Genomic DNA, 18030 nt, shown 5'->3' with positions numbered 1-18030 from the left:
CTCATCCGTTGCGCTTGACCTTGGACAGCGGGTGATCGTCCGGGTAGGTCGGGATCTGCGGCTTGGGCGTGCCCAGCATCACGCACATCAGGGCCTCTTCCTCGCTCTCGTTGAGCAGGCCGCGATAGATGCCCGGCGGCACGGAGATGACGTCGCGCTCCTTGAGCACGGTCTCGGTGTAGTTGTCGCCGTCCTTGATGAACAGGCGGATGCGGCCCTTGAGGACGAAGAAGACTTCCTCGACGTCGTCATGGACGTGCAGCGGCCCCTCGCACTTGGACGGCAGCACCATGGTGGAGAAGGTGAAGTGCTCGGCCGGGATGGTGTTGACGTCGCTGGCCACGCCGGTGGCGCCGGTGCCGATGTAACGCATCTGGGCGCGGCGGTACTTGGGATCGTAGTCGGCCTGGAACTTGAGGGCGTTCCAGTCGTACTTGCGGCCCTCGAAGCGGGCGATACGGGACTCGATCCAGTCCTCGAAGGACAGCTCTTCGGGCTTCTTCCAGGTGTCGAACTGCTCGGACATGATGTCTCTCTCCTCGGTTCGCGCGGTTTCTCTCGGTAAGCAGGAGGGGCCTCGTTGCGCGTGATCCGCCGGCGGATGGCCGGCGTCGGGATGAGGCTCCCCTGGCCGGCCGCCCTCGGGGGACCGGCATCGATGTCATGGCGTGGGTCGTCGGACCGTCCGGGTCAGGCGTCGGCCTTCTTCTGGCGCCGGGTCTCGGCGTCGATGCCGCCCTCGATGGCCCACTCGGTGAAGGACTCCAGCGAGTGCCGCATCTCCCGGGGCTCCCAGGCCTCGGTGAGGTAGTCCTCGTTGGTGTAGTACTCAAAGGCGCCGCCCAGCGGGCTGTTGACGTACCAGAAGTAGGCCGAGGAGATCGGGTGGCGCCCCGGGCCCAGGAAGGTGCTCCACTTCCGGCGGTTCATGGCCAGGCCGCCGCCGATCACCTCGTGGATGTCGCGCACCGTGAAGGCCACGTGGTTGAGCCCCGCGCCGCGGTGCGGCAGCTTGAGCAGGAAGAGGTTGTGGTGGCCGCCGCGCACCTGCATGCGCAGGAAGACGGCGCGGTCGATGTAACGGTCGGAGACCGAGAAGCCCAGCAGCTCACGGTAGAAGCGCTCGCTGGCCTCCAGGTCGTCGACGAAGAAGACCGCGTGGCCGATGCTGGCCGGGGTGGCCCGCTCGTAGACCGGGCTCGGCTGGTCGATGCGCCGCATGTCGCCCCACTGGTTGATGGGGGTGACCTCCAGCTCGACCTCGCGCAGCGCGGTCGGCCGAATGCGCACGGCCAGGCCGTTGGGGTCGCGGCACTCCAGGCCGTCGCCGTGATCGACGTAGCCGGGCTGGTCGCTCAGCCGCTCGCGCAGCGCGTCCAGGGCGGCGGCATCCGCCACGCCCCAGGTCATGCGGCGCAGGGTCGAGCCCTCCTCGAAGGCCTCGGGCAGCGCCGGGTCGTCGATGGCCCGGATCACCAGGCGGGCGCCGTTGAGCGCCTCGAAGGTGGTGCCCCGGTCGTCCTCGTCGACCCTGGTCAGGCCGAAGTCCTCGGCGAACCGCTTGCCCGCCGCGACGTCCTCGGCGCCGAACTCCAGTTCTTCGATACCCACGATACTCATATCGGTCTCCTGCTAGACGTGACCTCGACCGTCACTCGTTTCGACTTCACGGACACAAAGGCTCCCCGTTCGCGAGGCGAGCGCATCGCGACAGTCTCGTTGCCGTGTCTGGTTGGGCCGGGCGCGGACTAGGCCGGCGCCCGGCGGCTGGGCTCAGCTGGCGTTCATCTCATCTGGCTCCGCCCCCCGGCGTGGCCCTGGTAGCCCAACAGGTTGGAGATGGTGTCGGCGGCCTCGGCCACGTGAAGCCTCAGGCGGTCGCGATCCTCCGCGGGGATCTCGTGCACCGGCACCATGATGCTGACCACGCCCTCGATCTCGCCGTCGTGGTTGAAGAGCGGGTAGACGATCGAGGAGATGCCGAACTGGAAGTAGGACTCGGCGATCACGTAGCCGCGCCGGCGGTCCTCCTGGACGAGCGCCCAGAGCGCCTCGCGATCGGCGGGGGCGCCGGGCTCGTTGTCCGGCAGGCTCTCCTCGGGATAGAGGGCCTCGAATTCCGCGCGACTCAGCTCGGTCAGCAGCATCCGCCCCAGGGAGGTGCGGTGCACCGGCAGGCGGGTGCCGACGCTGACGCGACGCACGGTGGCGTTGGCGGCGCTGACTCGGGCCACGTAGATGACGTCACGGCCGTCGCGGATGGCGATGTGGCTCGAGCAGCCGGTCGTGTCGCGCAGCGACTCGATCACCGGCTGGCCGACCTGGACCACGTCCAGGGAGGCGACGTACTCGAAGCCCAGGCGCAGCACGTTGACCCCCAGGGAATACAGGCCGGTGGAGGGATGGCGCCGGATGAAGCCCATGTACTCCAGGGTCTGGATGGCCCGATAGGCCGTGGCCTTGGGGATGTCGACGCGCTTGACGATCTCGGCGAAGCCCATCTCCCGATGGCTGCGGCTCAGCTCCATCAGGATGATCAGGCCGCGCTCCAGGCCGGGGATCAGGTACTTGCGTGCATCCTTCTCGGTGTCGCTCATCGCGTCATCGCCTCTTGGTGTCGGGTCGGTGTCCGCGCCGGTGGGGCTCGTGGCGGAGCCGGCGGCGCCCTCGCACCTAAGATACCGGATCGGGACCCGGGAGCCGATTCGCCGTCCGGCCCCTGGCGACTCTCTCGAGCCGCCTCAGTTCAAATATAAAACTTTATTTCTTATTTGATACCACTTGAAGATAGTCTCCGAACCGCCCTTTGTCAAGGCTTGGTTCCCCTCGCCTGACCGATACATAAGAGATTGATAAAAAAGGATTAATTACAGGGGATGACGTCCAGCCCCGAGTCCGGGACCGGCCTCCGGCTCCGGGTCGGCCGCTAGGCGCGTGCCGTGGCGGACAATCGGCGGTCGCGCAGCTCGGCCATGCGCCGCGCCAGGGCCTCCAGCAGCGCCCCCTTGTCGTCACGGTGCGCCGGGTCGTCCCAGAGGTTGCGGGTCTCGTGGGGGGCTTCCGCCAGCCGGTAGAGCTCCCCCCCGGCGGCGCCCTCGAAGAGGCTCAGCCGCCATTCCTCGGTGACCAGGGTGGTGATGCCCGTCTCGGCATCGCCGTCCCGGAAGACGTGGATGCCGGCGTCCTCGATGAGCACCGGCGGTGCCGGGCGCGAGGCGTCGAAGAGGTCGCGCCCCTGCATGCCGATCGGGGTCGGCCTGCCGGCTCCGCAGCCAGGCGGTGTAGTGCCCCTCCACCTGATCGCCGTGGCCGATGCACAGCCGCACGTGGTCGAAGCCGTAGTAGGGCGTCGGCAGCTCGCGGTCCGGGTTCTCGGCCCAGCGGCGGCGCACCTCCCCGCCGTAGGCCTCGCCGTCTCGCTGGCGGCGCAGGCTATGACGCAGGTCCTCCGGTGGCACCTCGCCCCGACGGCCGCCCGGGCGCCGCTCGGGCGCCGGGATGTCGGTCACGTTCTGGAAGTGGGCCTTGCCGATGTGGCCGGCGCGTTAGCCCGCACCGCGCAGTACGTCGGCGAAGGTGACGCTGTCCAGGTCGGGGGATGCCATTCTGGCGCACGCCGTTGACCGAAGGCTGCTGGCCGGTGACCAGGCAGGCCCGGTTGGGCTGGCAGATCGGCGTGGCCACGTGGAAGCGCGTGAAGCGCACGCCCTCGGCGGCCAGGCGATCCAGGTGCGGCGTGCGCACGGTGGAATCGCCGTAGCAGCCCAGGTGATCCGCCCGTTGCTGGTCGGTGATGAAGAGCACGAAACGGGGGGCGGCGCATGGAGCCTCCTGCGTCGGTAGAGAGGCGTCGCCCCGGCGGACCCGGGGCGGGAATCAGTCGAACATCAGCCCGACCGGCCAGGTGACGATCTCCGGGAAGACGAAGACCACGGCGATGGCCAGGAAGTCGCAGATCAGGAAGGGCACCGCGGCCTTGTAGATGCTGCCCATGCGGGTGCCCTGGGGGGCCACGGCCTTCATCACGAACAGCGCGGCGCCCAGCGGCGGCGAGGTGGAGCCGGTCTCGATGGCGATCAGGAAGAGCACGGCGAACCACAGGGGATCGAAGCCGAACTGCTCCACCACCGGCACGAAGATCGGCAGGGTGATCATCATGATCGGCAGCGGCCCCATGAACATCCCCAGCAGCACCACGGTCAGCACCATGGCCAGGACGATGGTCTTGTCGTCGAACGGCAGGCCGAGCACGGCGTCCATCAGGCCGAAGGTGGCACCGGTGAAGGACAGCAGCTGGGTGAAGGCGATGGCGCCGGCCACGATCAGCAGCACCATCACCGAGATACCGGCGCTCTCGAACATCGAGCTCTTGAAGATGTCCAGGCTCAGGCGACGCTTGGCCAGGGCCAGCACCACCGTGGCCACGGCGCCGGAGGCCGCCGCCTCGGTGGGCGTGGCCAGGCCCAGGAAGATCACACCGACCACGGCGAAGACGATGACGCCGATGGGCAGGATGTTGCGCGCCCCGGCCTCCAGCTTGACCCGCATCGGCGTGGGCGCCACGTCGAAGGACGGTGCCACGTCCGGCTGCAGGGTGCAGCGGCCGAGGATGTAGATGGTGTAGAGCACCGCCATGATCAGGCCCGGCAGGATGATGGCGATCAGCAGCCGGCCGATGGGCAGCTCGGCCACCACGCCCAGCACCACGGCCAGCGAACTCGGCGGGATCATGATCGCCAGGCCGGCGGAGCCGAGGATCGGCCCCAGGGTCATGGGCTTCTGGTAGCCCCGCTTCTCCATCTCCGGCACCAGGCTGGAGCCCAGCAGGGCGATGGAGCCCATGCTGTTGCCGGTCAGGGTGGAGAAGAGCACGCCACCGCCCACGGCCATGAAGGCCAGGCGACCGCGAAGTTTGCCGAACCACTTGTCCAGCGTATCCAGCAGGTCGTTGGCGATGCCGGACCGGAACATCACCTCGCCCATGATCATGAACATGGCGATCGGCACCAGGGTGAAGCTGGTCAGCGCACCGGTGGTGTTGATCACCAGCTGTTCGACGCCGGACATGCCGCCCAGCAGCAGGTAGGAACCCACCAGGTTGACGACCAGGAAGGCGAACGCCACCGGCATGCCCAGCATCATCAGCAGCAGGAGCGGTCCCATGATCAGGAGCAGCGTCAGCCACCAATCCATATCAGCCTCCAGGGGAGAGTATTGTCAGTGCGTGAGCCGCCCAGGGCTCAGCGCTTGAAACTGTCGAAGGTCTGCGCCGCGAACTGGATCGCGAGCAGCAGCATGCCGAGGGGGAAGACCAGGGTGATCAGGTAGCTCGGCGGGCGCATCAGGGTGGTCTCGCGCATGCCGTACTCGAACTGGTCCAGGGTCACCAGGCCGCCGACCCAGGCGCAGTAGCCGCAGGCCACCGCCCCCAGGGCGCAGAGCACGGCGCTCAGGGCGCGACGCGCCAGGTCCGGCAGCGCCTCGGTGACGACGTCGATGGCCACGTGGCGATGCTTCTCGAGCAGATAGGGCGCCCCGAGGAAGGTCATGTAGAGCAGCGCGTACTCGCTGAGCTCGATGACCCAGACCAGGGACTTGTCGAAGATCAGCCGCGAGAGGATCTCCATGAACACCAGGCCGGTGGCGGCCACCAGCACGACGCCGGCGAGCCAGGCGAACCACAGGTTGAGGCGGCTGACGCCGCGCATGAACACGGAAGACGACGATTGCTTGACGGTCAGGGAGTCATCCATAGCGAAGGCCCCGGGGAATGAATGGGGCCCGGCGCCCGGGGGCGGGCGCCGGGGGGAAGGGCGAGGATCAGTCGACGAGCATGGCCTTGAGCTCGGCGTGCAGCTCCGGCTCCACGTCCTCGGCGAGCTTGTCCCAGGCCGCCTCGATGGCGGTGGCGATGTACTCGTCGGCGGCCTCGCCTGTCAGCGCCACCTCCTGGAAGCCGGCCTCGTCCATCTGCGCGTAGCCGGAGTCGATGACCTCCTCCCAGCTCTGGTCGATCTGCGGCGCCAGCTCCTCGCGCAGGTAGGCCTGGACGCGGTCGCGCAGGTCCTCGGGCAGCTCGTTCCAGGCGTCCGGATTGACCAGGACGTTGAAGCCGGCCCGGTAGTAGGGCGGGGTGATGTAGTAGTTGACCACGTCCTCGAACTGGTCGACCCAGCCGATGTTGCTCTGGGCGAAGCCGTCGATGACGCCGCGTTCCATGGCGGTGTAGATCTCGCCCATGGGCAGCACCAGCGGCTCGGCGCCCAGGGCCTCGACGAAGGGCAGGATGGTCGGGAAGACGCGGATGCGCTTGCCCGCGATGTCCTCGATGCCGCTCACCTCTTCCTTGAAGAACAGGAAGAATTGCACCGGGCTCGCCGGGATCTCGCCGAGGAAGTGCAGGCCGCGCTCGGCGTGGACCTCGGTCATGCGAGCCAGGTAGTCGGTCTCGGCGATCTCCTCGTAGGTCTTGAAGGAGAGATTGGAGGCGGTCGCCGAGGGCACCAGGCCGGAATAGTAGCTGGGGCTGGTCAGCGCCATGTCGATGGAGCCGTTGCGCACCGCGTCCGCCAGGCGGAAGGGCGGCATCACCTCGGGGCCACCGCGCCAGTTGATCTCCAGCTCGCCGTCGAACTCCTCGTTGATGGCGGCGACGAACTGCTCGAAGCCGTGGGAGATCACCACCGTCTTGGGCGTGAAGGAGATGGCGTTGAGCTGGATCTCCTCGGCCTGGGCGGCGGTGGCCGCACCGATCAAGGTCAGGCTCAGCAGGGACTTGGTCAGGAGCTGCTTGGTCATATCGGGGGTTCCTCGAGTGTTGTTATTGCGCTTCATGAGTATGGTGTAGAGCGCCGAGACAGGATGTCAGGGCAATTCCACACCCCAGGCGTCGTAGCCGTAGACCCAGTCGGCAGTGCCCTCGCCCTTGAGCCAGTCGTTGGCCCGGGAGCCGCGCTGCACCTGGGCGGTGCGCGCCTTGCGGGCCTCCTCATAGCGCTGCAGGGCCGCGGACAGGCCGGCGCGATCGACGCCTTCCAGGCAACGGGACAGCACCACGGCATCCTCGATGGCCATGCAGGCGCCCTGGGCCATGAAGGGCACCATGGGATGGGCGGCATCGCCGAGCAGGGTGGCGTGGCCCACCGACCATTGCGGCATGGGCTCGCGCACGTAGAGCGCCGACTTGGTCACGCTGTCGCAGGCGGCCAGCAGGGCCTGGACGTCGGGATGGAAGGCCCTGTAGACCCGGCGCAGCTCGTCGACGTCGCCGGGCAGGGTCCAGGACTCCTCGCGCCAGTCGTCCTGGGGGGTGGTGGCGAAGATGAAGACCTCCTCGCCGCGGGTCAGGGGGAAGACCACCACCTGGACGTCCGGGCTCGGGCCCCACCACTTGGTGAAGGCGTCCAGGTTCTCCACCTCGGGCACCGCACTGCGCGGCACCACGGCCCGGTAGGAGACCAGGCCGGTGAATTCGGGATGATCCTCGCCGAACAGCTCGCGGCGCACCGCCGAATGGATGCCGTCGCCGCCGACCACCAGGTCGACCTCCTCGCTGGTGCCGTCGGCGAAGTGGATGCGCATGGGCTCGCCCTGCTCGACGCGCTCGGCCTGCTTGCCCAGGCGGATGGCCTCCTCGGGCAGGGCGTTCGCCAGCGCCTGGAGCAGGTCGCCGCGGTGGATCGTCAGCTGCGGGGCGCCGTAGCGCACCTCGGCGGCCTCGCTCATGGGCAGCCGCGAGGTCTCCTCGCCGGTGTCCCAGGTGCGGCTGATGCGATGGGTGGGACGCGCCGCGGTCTCGCGCAGCACCTCGCCCACGCCCAGGCGATCCAGGGCCCGCACGGCATTGGGGGTCAGGTTGACGTCCGCGCCGATGCGCAGGAACTGCTTGGCCCGCTCGAAGACGATGGCCTCGTGCCCCTGCTGACGCAATGCAAGGGCCGCACACAGCCCGCCGACGCCCCCACCGCAGATGCCGATCTTCAGACTTGTCATGTTCTCACCTTTGTTGCCGTCCAAGACCGCGGGCCCGCCCGCTGAATCATATTTGAAACTTTGTTTATTATTTGATGCTAGCAATGTAGGTCGCCCTTGCGGCGTTGTCAAACCTCTCGTCTGCCCTTTCCATCGGCGCCTGAAAGAGGCCTGCCAGAACAAGTCGTTATCTTTGAATAACGGGTAATCTGAAAAACCCAGAGGGGGCGTGGAGGAGGCATGAAAACGGCAGCGTGGGTGGGCAGGCGAGGCCTGTCCCGGACGCTGCCGAAAAGGGAGGACGCGGGGGAAGTGGGGTCAGCGCAGCTGCATCAGGTTGTAGTTCGGGTCGCCCAGGGCCTGGGGGTCCAGTATCCGCTCGGCGGCCAGCCAGCGCTTGCCCAGCTTGATCGCCCGGGGCTGGTCGAAGGCCACCATCTGCACCAGGCGATTCTCGTCGTCCAGGTAGAAGAACACCGGCCCCTGGGGATCCTGGCGCACCACGCAATGGAGCTCGCCGCTCGGCACCCCGAGGATCTGGATGTTGACGCCGTGCTGGTCGGACCACAGCCAGGCCGGCTCGTCGTAGTGCGCCTCCTTGCCGAGCATGGCGTCGGCCACCACTCGGGCCTGGTTCTGGGCATAGGCCCAGGACTGCAGGCAGAGCCCCAGGTGGGGATGCTGTGAGACGTCGCCGGCGGCGAAGATCCTGGGGTCGGAGGTATGCCCGGCGGCATCGACGATGATGCCCTGCTCGGTCCTGAGCCCGGCGTCGCGAGCCAGCTCCAGGTTGATCTCGACGCCGACGCCCACCACCACCAGGTCGTAGGGCTCATGGGCCGTCCCGTCGGCGATGACGGTCACCCGACCGTCGTCCTCCTCGCTCAGTTGGATGTCCTGGCGATTCAGCTCCAGGCCCACGCCGTTCCGCTCGTGGAGCTCGCGGATCGCCTCGGCCACCTCCGGCCCCACGCTGCGGCCGCACAGCGCCGGGGCCCGCTCGAAGACGTCCACCTCCACGCCCAGCTTGCGCGCGCTGGAGGCCACCTCGAGGCCGATCCAGCCGCCGCCGATGATGCCAATCCGCCGGCTCTGCTCGAGCCGGGCCTTGAGCCGGCTGGCATCGTCCCAGGTGCGGAGGGTCATGACGTTGGCGATCTCGGACCATTCGGCCACCGGCATGCGCGGCCGGCTGCCGGTGGCGATCAGCAGCCGGTCATAGGGCACACGCTCGCCGTCGTCGAGCACCACCTCGCCAGCCTCGCGATCGATCGTCACGGCCCGGCGCGGACGCCGCCAGTCGATGTCGAGGGACGCCTGAGTGTCTTCGGGGAAGAGCCTCGGCAGGGGATCGCTCTCGGTGACCACGCCCTTGGAGAGGGGCGGCCGCTCATAGAAGTCGTGGGGTTCGTCGGCCACCACGGTCAGGCGGCCGGTGAAGCCCTCGCCGCGCAGCGCCTTGCAGGCATAGCCGCCGGCCTGGCCGCCGCCGATCACCACGATGCGCTGGATGTCGCTTGCCATGTTCGCCGCTCCTCAGTTGAAGACGAAGCCGCCGTTGATCGGGATGACCTGACCGGTGACGAACTTCGCCCAGTCCGACAGCAGGTAGAGGATGGTGCCGTCCACGTCGTCGGGCTGTTGTTCGCGTTTCAGGGCACGGCCCTGGGCGTAGAAGTCGTAGCGCTCCTGGGGGACGTACTCGGTGGCCTCGCAGCGGGTCAGGCCCGGGGCCACGGCGTTGACGCAGATCTCGCGCTCGCCGAGCTCGCTGGCCATGGCGCGGGTCATGGAGATCACCGCCCCCTTGCTGGCGACGTAGGCCATCAACTTGGGGGCCCCCCAGAGGGCGGTGTCCGAGGCCAGGTTGACCACCCGGCCGCCGCCGGCGGCCTCGAGCAGCGGCACGGCGGCCCGGGTCATCAGCCACGGGCCCCGCACGTTGACCGTCATCACCCGATCCCAGAGGGCCATGTCGTAGTCCATCATGGTCTCGCCGCCGACGCCGGTGGCGATGGCGGCGTTGTTGACCAGCCCGTCCAGGGGGCCGCCCTCGGCGACCCGGGCCAGGCCCGCCTCGATGGAGGCGGGATCGGCCTGGTCGATGACCAGCGCCTCCACCTCGACGCCGCGGCTGCGCAGCGCCTGGGCGGTGGCCTCCAGTTCCTCGGCGAGGATGTCGCTGAGCACCAGGCGCGCGCCGTCGGCGGCGGCGGCCTCGGCGACGCTACGCCCCAGGCCCCGGGCGGCGCCGGTCACCAGGATGCGCTTGCCGGAAAGCATCTGGGCCATCTCAGGCCGCCTTCTGGCGCTCGGCCAGCTGCTTCTTGGCCATCTTGAGCATCACCCGGCGCAGCCGCGACAGACCCACGTCGTGCTGGTAGAGGTTCTCGTGGTGCCGGGCGTCGGGCGCCAGGTTCTCGAGGATGATGCGATCCTGCTCGAGGACGTCCCAGTGCAGCTGCTCGAGCTTGGTGCGGTAGAAGAAGCGCCACACCTGGCGCTGCCAGCCGTCGACCTTGCGCACCCGCCAGAAGAACACCCGGGTGTTCTCCTTGTCCTCGGGCACGGCCATGCCGACGATCCAGAAGGGACCGCCCGGGCCGAAGCGCTGCTGGTAGGGGATCGACAGGCGCAGCCAGAGCGCGCCGGTGTTGCCGTATTCCACCCAGTCGAAGTTGACGCCGGTCTGGCCGGTCTTCTTGAAGATGAAGCCGCTCTCGGTAGGCTCGAGCACCATCTCGGCCTGGCGGTCACCCTCGGCCATGGAATGGGAATCGGCATGCAGGTAGGTGCCGTGCATGGGGTCCATGACGTTGTCGACGGCATACTGGTAGTTGCACTTCCAGGTGGCGGTGCACAGGAAGTGGCCGTAGGTCTCGCCGTCGGTCAGCTGCTCGGGCAGCACCAGCTCGCTGGGCGCCTCGTCCGGGGTGGTGCCGAAGTAGACGAAGATGGCGCCGTGGGCTTCCTGGATGGGGTAGCGACGCACGCAGGCCTGACCGACCAGCGGGCTGTTGCTGATGGCGGGCACGTCGCAGACCTCGCCCTCGCCGTTGACCTCGACGCCGTGATACCAGCAGGCCAGGCGGTCGCCCAGGTTCCAGCCCTTGGACAGGCGGGCGCCGCGGTGGGGACAGCGGTCCTCGACGGCATGCAGGGTGCCGTCGTAGCCGCGCCACAGCACCAGGTTCTCGCCCAGGCGGGTGATGCCCAGCGGATTGCTGCCGACCTCCCAGCTGGCGGCCACGGGGTACCAGAGGGAACGCAGCCCGGTGTCCAGGTAGTCCTGAACGGCGGTGTCGACGGAGGATGCACTAGTCATGACTCGACCTCGTTATGGATGGTACGAAGAGGTGGACGGAGGCTCACTGCCCCAGGACCGCGATTTCCTGGAGGAAACTTTCCCGGGTCCAGGGCTGGCCGTTGCGGTCGTGGCGGTCGCGGGCATTGAGCCCCTCGACCAGTGCATCCAGCTCGGTCATGCCCTCGGCGAAGACCTCCTCGAGGGCCTCCACCAGCTCCAGCTCGAAGGGCCCCGGCACGCCCGAACGGGTCTGCCAGACGGGGTTCGCGAAGCCGCCTGGCGCCTCGATATGGCCCTGGCCGGGCTCGCTGGAGGGAATGATCCGTTGCCAGGTCTTCAACCGAGGGTTGTAGTCTTGCTGGGCCATGATTCAGCTCTCCTCGCTCACGTGGAGTTGCACCTCGTCGTCGATGATCCGCACCGGATAGACGTGGAGGTCGCGGTCGGCGGGCTCGCGCAGGCACTTGCCGCTCTTGATGTCGAAGGTGGCCTCGTGCAGCGGGCACTCCACCTGGCCGTCCTCGACGAAGCCCTGGGACAGCAGCGCATAGGCATGGGGGCAGACGTCCTCGAGGGCGTAGTACTCGCCGTCCAGCACGTAGACGCCGATTTCCTTGCCGTCGACCTTGGCGGAATAGGGAAAGTCTTCCTGCACCTGGTCGGTCTTGCAGACGGTGGTCCAACTCATGACACGGTCCTCCTGGGTCGGGGGAATGAGAGCCTTTTTGTCTCACTACTGAGACAATGTTTTTTATATGATTCCTTGAGACGCCAGTATAGGCGAGGCGCGGCGCCTGTCAAATACTATATAGTATTAAACGGACAGCTGCCGATCCGGGGTGTCCTACAGAATAGACAAGGCCCCGAGCCTGTCGGCGTGCACGATGATCGTCGCCGACACCCGGCCCCTCGGGCATCGCGCGACGATCGAGAGGCCGGACAGGCGTCTAGCGCAGTTGGGTACGCAGGGAGAGACGGTAGTCGTTGGCGGGAATGTGCATGACTTGCCAGGCGACGGTGGTGTCATCGGCCAGGCGATAGAGGGTCTCGAGCTTGAGTCCGGCGGGTGGCTCATCGGTCTGCTCGGGGAGCATGACCCTGGCCACCGCCTTGGGCAGGCGCACCAGGCGGATCCGGTTCTCGGCGTGGTCGACGGTCACTCGCCCCCTCGCCTCGAGTAGCGGCAGCACGCTCTCGTGCTCCAGGGCCTCGGCCTCCACCTCGAGCAGGGGAGCCGCCAGGTCGGCCCGGAGGAAGATCTCGGTGTGGCAGTCGAAGGCGCCGTCGATGCGATCCTGCCGGATCAGGCGCACGTAACCGGCCTCGCAGTCCCCCAGCACCTCGCTCCAGGCTCCCAGGCGCCGAAGGCGCTCGCGCTTGAGCAGGCGGATGAACACCATGCGCACCCGGGTCCCATCGGGACGCAGGAAGCCGAAGGCGGGGGTGGTGATCTCCCGGCGATGATCACCGCCGGCGACGAAGGTCCCCAGGCGGCGTTGGCGATAGAGCTCGCCGCTCTCCACCAGGTCGCGCAACGCCTTCTGTACCGTGCCCAGGCTCAGCGGCAGGGCGGCGGCCAGCTCCTGCTCGGTGGGCAGCCGGGCCCCTTCCGGCAGCCTCCCCTCGACGATCAGCTCGATGATCGCATCCCGCATGCACAGGTACTTGGGGGACCTGGGGGACTGCTCGAGGTGCTTGGAGACGCGCTCGGCCAGCAGGGACAGCATGGCAATGCCTTGTGGGGAGATGAAGGCAGGGATTCTAGCAGGCCCGGCCAGAAGCTCGAAGCTCGAAGCTCGAAGCTGCAGGCTGAGCTCCACCCAATGAACGTCAAACCCTCCGAGGTGCTGCCTCGGAGGGTTGTTCTTCCAGCTTCCAGCCGCGTAGCGGCGCTCTTCCAGCTTCCGGCTTATTTTTCGACGAACGCCCGCTCGATCACGTAGTCGCCGGGCTCGCCCATGCGCGGGGAGATGTTGAAGCCGAGCTCGTCGAGCAGGGCACTGGTCTCGTCGAGCATCGCCGGGCTGCCGCAGATCATGGCGCGATCCTGCTTGGGGTCCAGGGCCGGCAGGCCGGTGTCCTCGGTCAGCTTGCCGCTGCGGATATGATCGGTGAGGCGACCCATGGTGTGGAACTCCTCCCGGGTCACGGTGGGGTAGTAGACCAGCTTCTCGCTGATCTCCTCGCCCAGGTACTCGTGGGCCGGCAGTTCCTTGGTGATGAAGTCGGCATAGGCCAGTTCGCTGACGGTGCGCACGCCGTGGACCAGAACGATCTTCTCGTAGCGCTCGTAGGCCTCCGGATCCTGGATCAGGCTCATGAAGGGCGCCAGGCCGGTGCCGGTGGACAGCAGGTAGAGGTTGCGGCCCGGCAGCAGGTCGTCGGTGACCAGGGTGCCGGTGGGCTTGCGGCTGACCATGATGTGGTCACCGACCTTGAGGTGCTGGAGGCGCGAGGTCAGGGGGCCATCCGGGACCTTGATGCTGAAGAACTCCAGGTGGTCCTCGTAGTTGGGGCTGGCGATGGAGTAGGCCCGCATCAACGGCTTGCCGTCCACCTCCAGGCCGATCATCACGAACTGGCCGTTCTTGAAGCGCAGGCTGCGCTCGCGAGTGGTACGAAAGCTGAACAGGGAGTCATTCCAGTGATGGACGCTGAGGACTTCTTCCTGGGCGAACTTGCTCATGCCGGCTCCTGTATATTCCTGAAACGCATAATTCTGCGGAAATGTCTTTGCCGCTGATTCTAAGAGAGGCCACAATATCTGTTAAATGGGTTGTATGGATAAAGCTTATCTACAATCCTGATAAACAGGTCCGGAGTCGCCCATGCGATATACCCTGCGCCAGCTCGAGGTCTTCGTGGCCGTCGCTCAGCACGAGAGCGTCTCCCGCGCCGCTCGCGCCCTGTCGCTGTCCCAGTCCGCGGCCAGCACCGCCCTGGCCGAGCTGGAACGCCAGTTCGACTGTCGCCTCCTGGACCGCATCGGCAAGCGGCTCAAGCTCAATGCGCTGGGGTTTCAGCTGTTGCCCAAGGCGGTGGCTCTGCTGGATCGGGCCGAGGAGGTGGAGGAGCTGCTACGCGGCCAGCAGGGCATCGGCACCCTGGACGTGGGCGCCACCCTGACCATCGGCAACTACCTGGCCACCCTGCTGATCAGCGACTTCATGCAACAGCACCCCGGAAGCCGTATCCGCCTGCAGGTCCGCAACACCCGGACCATCATCGAGGGGGTGCGCCACCATGAGCTGGACCTGGGGCTGATCGAGGGCCAGTGCGAGGACGACGACGTCATCACCCAGCCCTGGGTGGAGGACGAGCTGGCGGTGTTCTGCTCGCCCCGACATCCCCTGGCGGGGCAGGGAGCGGTGGAGCTCGATCGGTTGCTGCGGGAGGCCTGGATCATGCGCGAGGAAGGCTCCGGCACCCGGCTGACCCTGGAACAGGCCGCCCGGCACCGGCGGGGACGCTTCAACACCCTGCTCGAGCTGGAGCATACCGAGGGCATCAAGCGCGCCGTGGAGTCGGGGCTCGGCATCGGCTGCGTCTCCCGGCTGGCGCTGCGCGACGCCTTCCGCCGGGGTAGCCTGGTGCCGATCCCCACCCCCGATCTGGACCTGAGTCGCCAGTTCGCCTTCATCTGGCACCGCCACAAGTACCTGGCCCCCGGTATGCGCGAGTTCCTCAAGCTATGCCGTCAGATGACCGAGGGCATCCGGCGCAGCGACCAGATCGATCTCCCCCACTACTCCTGAGCCCGTCAGGCGGGCTCCGGCACCCGGGCACGAGGGGCCGAGGCGGCCGGCAGCGCCGGCGCCGAGGTCTCGCGGGCCTGCAGCCTGAAGCCGCCGACCAGGTCGGCCAGCCGGTCGGCCTGGTCCTGAAGCTGCTCGGCGGCGGTGGTGGACTCCTCCACCAGGGCGGCGTTCTGCTGGGTCATGCGGTCGAGCTCACTGACCGCCACGTTGACCTGGCCGATACCGTCGCTCTGCTCCCCGGTGGCGGCGGTGATCTCGGCCAGCACGTCGGCCACCCGGGTCACGCTTTCCACCAGTTCCTGCATGGTGTCGCCGGCCTCGCGTACCTGGGCCGCGCCCTCCTCGGTGCGCTCCACCGAGGTGTCGATCAGCCCCTTGATCTGCTTGGCCGCCTCGGCGCTACGGCTGGCCAGCTGGCGCACCTCGCCGGCCACCACCGCGAAGCCGCGACCCTGCTCGCCGGCCCGGGCCGCCTCCACCGAGGCGTTGAGCGCCAGCAGGTTGGTCTGGAAGGCGATGGAGTCCATCACGCTGACGATCTCGCCGATCTGGCGGGAGGCGTCGGTGATGCCGTCCATGGTGGTGACGACCCGGGTCACCGCCTCGCCGCCGCGACGCGCCACGTCGCTGGCCGATTCGGCCAGGCCGTTGGCCTGCCGGGAGGATTCGGCGGTGTGCTCCACGGTGCTGGTGATCTCCTCCATGGAGGCGGAGGTCTGCTGCAGGCTGGAGGCGGCGTTCTCGGTGCGCCGGGAGAGGTCCTGGCCGCCCTGGGTGATCTCGGTGGCGGCCACGCGCACCGACTCGCTGCTCTGTCGGACATCGACGAGGACATCATTGACCTTGTCGGCGAAGGCATTGAACCGGGAGGCCAGCTGCGCCGTCTCGTCCCGGCCACGCACCGGCAGGCGCCGGGTCAGGTCGCCGTCACCCGAAGCGATATCCTGCATCCGCTCGGCCAGGCGACGCAGCGGCCGGGCGATGCTGCCCCCCACCAGCCAGCTCGCCAGCAGGCCCAGCCCGGCCACCAGCAGGCCCACCAGGCTCATGCCGATCAGGTCGGCCCGGCTGCGATCCGCGAGCCGGGCCTCGAGACCATGCAGACCGGCCAGCACGGCCGCCTCGGGCAGGCGCACGCTCAGCACCCAGGGGGTGGCGGTATCGCCCAGGGTGAAGGGGCGATAGAGCTCGAAGCGGCCGGCCGTCTCGTCGAAACGATAGACGGTCTCGCCCTCGCGGGCCGCCGCCAGCGACGCCTGCATGGAGGCATCCAGGGCATCGGAGGCCCGCTCTCCCAGGCCCTCAGGGTCCGCGGTGGAGGCGGCCACCACGCCGCGCGAGGCGATCAGGGCCATCTCGCCGACGCCTTCGTAAAGCCCCCGGTTGGCCTCGGCGAGCATGCCCTGGAGGAAGTCCACGTCCAGGTCCACGCCGGCGATGCCACGGAACTCGCCGTCGACCAGGATGGGCACGTTGAAGGACGCCACCAGCAGGCGCTCGCCGTTGTAGTCGTAGTAGTGGGGGTCGACGATGCAGGTGCGGCGGGTCTCCCGCGGACAGAGGTAGTACTCGCCGGTACGGATGCCCTGGCCATTGAGGGCCTCGCTCTCCATGCTGTCACCCAGCGGCAGGACCTCGATGTCGCCCTCACCGGTGCGGTACTACCAGGGCATGAAGCGCCCGCTGCCGTCATAGCCGCCATCGGTCTTGCCGGCATGGAGGGCATCGGGTCCGAAGGCGTTCGGCTCCCAGCCGATGAAGGCGTCGAGCAGCATCGGATGCTCGACCACGGCGTCGCGCACCAGGTTGGAGAGCTCGTTGCGGCTCATCGTCAACCGCGGCCGCTCCCGCTCGTCGCGCTCGCCGATCAGGGCATTGGTGTCGGCCAGGCTGCGGGCCACCGCCAGCGCACCCTCGAGCTGGCGACGGATCGCCTGGGTCCGGGCCTCGGCCAGGGCCAGCAGGCGACGCTCGGCATTGGCCTCGAGCAGGGCCTCGGTGCGTTCCGCGACCAGGGCCTGGGAACGGGAGCCGGCCAGGGTGGCATAGCCGACCAGGACGGCCACCACGGCCAGGATGCACAGCCCCACCAGCAGGGCAACATGGGTACGCAGGGACTTAAACCGCATGGCCGGACACCTCCCGCCAGTCGCGGTTCCCGGTTCGAACGGGATGGGGCCAGGAAACAGGAGTCTGACGGAGCGGATGAGCCGCTCCCGGGGGCAAGGGGAAGGTCGTCATGAGGGGTCTCGCGGATGAGGGCTGGATTCTCGTTATCTGGACGCGGCTCGTCCGCGCCATGCCCCCTATCGGCACACCAGGGTGGCACTTGAGCCCCCTGGGGATGACGACCGTCCCGGGTGTCGCCGGTGGGTCAACGCAGGTCGCTCACCGCCTCCTGGATATCGGCGAGACTGGCCTTGGTGAGATCCTTGGACAGGGTGTGGATGACGAGCTTGGCGGTGGGCGCATCGAGCTTGTCACGCAACAGGCCAAGGAAACGCGGCGGTGCCACCAGGATGAGTTTCTCCAGGGTATTGTCGACCCGAGCCCGATAGAGGCGGTCGGCGACTTCCCGGGCAAACAGCGTCTCGTGATGCTCCGAGGCCACGCTCTCCCCCCCGGCCGAGCGCCCCATGGTAGCGGAGGACTCATGGACATCGCCCTCGCGATCGGTCACCAGGTCCCCCTCGTGAAGTCGCCCTTCGGCATGCACCAGGCTGTCCTTCTCTTCGAGCTTGAGGGCATCGCGGGTGAAGACCCGTGCCCGGGCGGCATCGGCCACCACGATATAGGTCGTCATAGTCACTCCTTGAGGCTATCAGGCGGAGGAAGGCGCCCCCCACTCTCCTTCACAGCATTGGCAAGGCTCCCCCGAGGCGTCAACCGGCGACACCGGGCGTCGTCATCCGCGGACACTGCCGCGGTCATCCCGACTGGGGTAGGATGCCGGCTCGGCGGCCAGGATCGCCGAGGCGACCGAGCGCTTTCCCC

Annotated in this window: 20 protein-coding genes; 1 reads left to right on the top strand and 19 read right to left on the bottom strand. The window is 67.9% G+C overall.

Annotated elements, in window-relative coordinates; all coding sequences use genetic code 11:
• Position 1 precedes the first annotated feature (1 nt).
• From BEI_RS00400 to BEI_RS00330, 16 genes are all read right to left on the bottom strand, one after another.
• The gene (locus tag BEI_RS00400) at positions 2-526 is read right to left on the bottom strand and encodes a cupin domain-containing protein (RefSeq protein ID WP_097787653.1); all 525 of its coding nucleotides are present in this window, start codon (positions 524-526) and stop codon (positions 2-4) included.
• Between the two features lie 164 nt (positions 527-690).
• Positions 691-1620: a VOC family protein gene (locus tag BEI_RS00395; protein WP_097787652.1), complete on the bottom strand. Its 930-nt coding sequence runs from the start codon at positions 1618-1620 to the stop codon at positions 691-693.
• A 164-nt stretch (positions 1621-1784) separates the two neighbouring features.
• Positions 1785-2597, bottom strand: a complete 813-nt coding sequence (locus BEI_RS00390) for an IclR family transcriptional regulator (protein ID WP_097787651.1) — start codon at positions 2595-2597, stop codon at positions 1785-1787.
• 329 nt (positions 2598-2926) lie between these two features.
• Positions 2927-3241 (bottom strand): hypothetical protein, encoded by a 315-nt coding sequence (locus tag BEI_RS19195; protein ID WP_227644529.1) that lies wholly within the window; start codon positions 3239-3241, stop codon positions 2927-2929.
• Between the two features lie 191 nt (positions 3242-3432).
• On the bottom strand, positions 3433-3804 hold the full coding sequence (locus BEI_RS19190; protein ID WP_227644528.1) for a sulfatase-like hydrolase/transferase: 372 nt from the start codon (positions 3802-3804) through the stop codon (positions 3433-3435).
• Between the two features lie 72 nt (positions 3805-3876).
• Positions 3877-5193, bottom strand: a complete 1317-nt coding sequence (locus BEI_RS00380; protein ID WP_097787650.1) for a TRAP transporter large permease — start codon at positions 5191-5193, stop codon at positions 3877-3879.
• A 47-nt stretch (positions 5194-5240) separates the two neighbouring features.
• The gene (locus BEI_RS00375; RefSeq protein ID WP_097787649.1) at positions 5241-5753 is read right to left on the bottom strand and encodes a TRAP transporter small permease; all 513 of its coding nucleotides are present in this window, start codon (positions 5751-5753) and stop codon (positions 5241-5243) included.
• A 67-nt stretch (positions 5754-5820) separates the two neighbouring features.
• Entirely contained in the window at positions 5821-6798 is a 978-nt protein-coding gene (dctP, locus tag BEI_RS00370) for a TRAP transporter substrate-binding protein DctP (protein WP_193765133.1), read from the bottom strand.
• A 66-nt stretch (positions 6799-6864) separates the two neighbouring features.
• On the bottom strand, positions 6865-7992 hold the full coding sequence (locus tag BEI_RS00365) for an FAD-dependent monooxygenase (protein ID WP_097787647.1): 1128 nt from the start codon (positions 7990-7992) through the stop codon (positions 6865-6867).
• Between the two features lie 297 nt (positions 7993-8289).
• Positions 8290-9495 (bottom strand): NAD(P)/FAD-dependent oxidoreductase, encoded by a 1206-nt coding sequence (locus tag BEI_RS00360; RefSeq protein ID WP_097787646.1) that lies wholly within the window; start codon positions 9493-9495, stop codon positions 8290-8292.
• Between the two features lie 12 nt (positions 9496-9507).
• Positions 9508-10263 (bottom strand): SDR family oxidoreductase, encoded by a 756-nt coding sequence (locus BEI_RS00355; protein WP_097787645.1) that lies wholly within the window; start codon positions 10261-10263, stop codon positions 9508-9510.
• Between the two features lies 1 nt (position 10264).
• Positions 10265-11296 (bottom strand): aromatic ring-hydroxylating oxygenase subunit alpha, encoded by a 1032-nt coding sequence (locus tag BEI_RS00350; RefSeq protein WP_097787644.1) that lies wholly within the window; start codon positions 11294-11296, stop codon positions 10265-10267.
• 43 nt (positions 11297-11339) lie between these two features.
• On the bottom strand, positions 11340-11645 hold the full coding sequence (locus tag BEI_RS00345) for a recombinase-like helix-turn-helix domain-containing protein (RefSeq protein ID WP_097787643.1): 306 nt from the start codon (positions 11643-11645) through the stop codon (positions 11340-11342).
• Positions 11646-11648: 3 nt separating this feature from the next.
• Positions 11649-11966, bottom strand: a complete 318-nt coding sequence (gene nirD / locus BEI_RS00340; RefSeq protein WP_097787642.1) for a nitrite reductase small subunit NirD — start codon at positions 11964-11966, stop codon at positions 11649-11651.
• Between the two features lie 259 nt (positions 11967-12225).
• Complete coding sequence (locus BEI_RS00335) at positions 12226-13005, bottom strand: GntR family transcriptional regulator (protein WP_227644527.1); 780 nt, start codon at positions 13003-13005, stop codon at positions 12226-12228.
• A gap of 182 nt (positions 13006-13187) precedes the next feature.
• On the bottom strand, positions 13188-13964 hold the full coding sequence (locus BEI_RS00330; protein ID WP_097787641.1) for a ferredoxin--NADP reductase: 777 nt from the start codon (positions 13962-13964) through the stop codon (positions 13188-13190).
• A 142-nt stretch (positions 13965-14106) separates the two neighbouring features.
• Here BEI_RS00330 and BEI_RS00325 point away from each other — a divergent pair, with 142 nt between their 5' ends.
• Positions 14107-15033 carry a LysR family transcriptional regulator gene (locus BEI_RS00325; protein ID WP_097787640.1) on the top strand — a complete coding sequence of 309 codons (927 nt, stop codon included), beginning with the start codon at positions 14107-14109 and terminating at the stop codon, positions 15031-15033.
• A gap of 5 nt (positions 15034-15038) precedes the next feature.
• Here BEI_RS00325 and BEI_RS00320 read toward each other — a convergent pair whose 3' ends face one another.
• The 3 genes from BEI_RS00320 to BEI_RS00315 form a co-directional block, all read right to left on the bottom strand.
• Positions 15039-16649, bottom strand: coding sequence for a methyl-accepting chemotaxis protein (locus BEI_RS00320; RefSeq protein ID WP_338035688.1), 1611 nt, complete (start codon positions 16647-16649; stop codon positions 15039-15041).
• A 48-nt stretch (positions 16650-16697) separates the two neighbouring features.
• The gene (locus BEI_RS19440) at positions 16698-17165 is read right to left on the bottom strand and encodes a PDC sensor domain-containing protein (protein ID WP_338035687.1); all 468 of its coding nucleotides are present in this window, start codon (positions 17163-17165) and stop codon (positions 16698-16700) included.
• Between the two features lie 245 nt (positions 17166-17410).
• Complete coding sequence (locus BEI_RS00315; RefSeq protein WP_097787639.1) at positions 17411-17839, bottom strand: host attachment protein; 429 nt, start codon at positions 17837-17839, stop codon at positions 17411-17413.
• Positions 17840-18030: the final 191 nt, after the last annotated feature.

Origin of the sequence: Halomonas beimenensis (genome assembly GCF_002549795.1) — a bacterium.
GTDB lineage: Bacteria > Pseudomonadota > Gammaproteobacteria > Pseudomonadales > Halomonadaceae > Halomonas > Halomonas beimenensis.
Note: the sequence above shows the minus strand (reverse complement) of the source record. Positions and strands in the feature narration are given on the sequence as shown.

What these genes read in the sequence shown, in the direction of transcription:
- BEI_RS00400 (WP_097787653.1), bottom strand. Translation starts at nt 526, where the DNA reads ATGTCCGAGCAGTTCGACACCTGGAAGAAGCCCGAAGAGCTGTCCTTC.
- BEI_RS00395 (WP_097787652.1), bottom strand. Translation starts at nt 1,620, where the DNA reads ATGAGTATCGTGGGTATCGAAGAACTGGAGTTCGGCGCCGAGGACGTC.
- BEI_RS00390 (WP_097787651.1), bottom strand. Translation starts at nt 2,597, where the DNA reads ATGAGCGACACCGAGAAGGATGCACGCAAGTACCTGATCCCCGGCCTG.
- BEI_RS19195 (WP_227644529.1), bottom strand. Translation starts at nt 3,241, where the DNA reads ATGCAGGGGCGCGACCTCTTCGACGCCTCGCGCCCGGCACCGCCGGTG.
- BEI_RS00380 (WP_097787650.1), bottom strand. Translation starts at nt 5,193, where the DNA reads ATGGATTGGTGGCTGACGCTGCTCCTGATCATGGGACCGCTCCTGCTG.
- BEI_RS00375 (WP_097787649.1), bottom strand. Translation starts at nt 5,753, where the DNA reads ATGGATGACTCCCTGACCGTCAAGCAATCGTCGTCTTCCGTGTTCATG.
- dctP (WP_193765133.1), bottom strand. Translation starts at nt 6,798, where the DNA reads ATGACCAAGCAGCTCCTGACCAAGTCCCTGCTGAGCCTGACCTTGATC.
- BEI_RS00365 (WP_097787647.1), bottom strand. Translation starts at nt 7,992, where the DNA reads ATGACAAGTCTGAAGATCGGCATCTGCGGTGGGGGCGTCGGCGGGCTG.
- BEI_RS00360 (WP_097787646.1), bottom strand. Translation starts at nt 9,495, where the DNA reads ATGGCAAGCGACATCCAGCGCATCGTGGTGATCGGCGGCGGCCAGGCC.
- BEI_RS00355 (WP_097787645.1), bottom strand. Translation starts at nt 10,263, where the DNA reads ATGGCCCAGATGCTTTCCGGCAAGCGCATCCTGGTGACCGGCGCCGCC.
- BEI_RS00350 (WP_097787644.1), bottom strand. Translation starts at nt 11,296, where the DNA reads ATGACTAGTGCATCCTCCGTCGACACCGCCGTTCAGGACTACCTGGAC.
- BEI_RS00345 (WP_097787643.1), bottom strand. Translation starts at nt 11,645, where the DNA reads ATGGCCCAGCAAGACTACAACCCTCGGTTGAAGACCTGGCAACGGATC.
- nirD (WP_097787642.1), bottom strand. Translation starts at nt 11,966, where the DNA reads ATGAGTTGGACCACCGTCTGCAAGACCGACCAGGTGCAGGAAGACTTT.
- BEI_RS00335 (WP_227644527.1), bottom strand. Translation starts at nt 13,005, where the DNA reads ATGCTGTCCCTGCTGGCCGAGCGCGTCTCCAAGCACCTCGAGCAGTCC.
- BEI_RS00330 (WP_097787641.1), bottom strand. Translation starts at nt 13,964, where the DNA reads ATGAGCAAGTTCGCCCAGGAAGAAGTCCTCAGCGTCCATCACTGGAAT.
- BEI_RS00325 (WP_097787640.1), top strand. Translation starts at nt 14,107, where the DNA reads ATGCGATATACCCTGCGCCAGCTCGAGGTCTTCGTGGCCGTCGCTCAG.
- BEI_RS00320 (WP_338035688.1), bottom strand. Translation starts at nt 16,649, where the DNA reads ATGGAGAGCGAGGCCCTCAATGGCCAGGGCATCCGTACCGGCGAGTAC.
- BEI_RS19440 (WP_338035687.1), bottom strand. Translation starts at nt 17,165, where the DNA reads ATGCGGTTTAAGTCCCTGCGTACCCATGTTGCCCTGCTGGTGGGGCTG.
- BEI_RS00315 (WP_097787639.1), bottom strand. Translation starts at nt 17,839, where the DNA reads ATGACGACCTATATCGTGGTGGCCGATGCCGCCCGGGCACGGGTCTTC.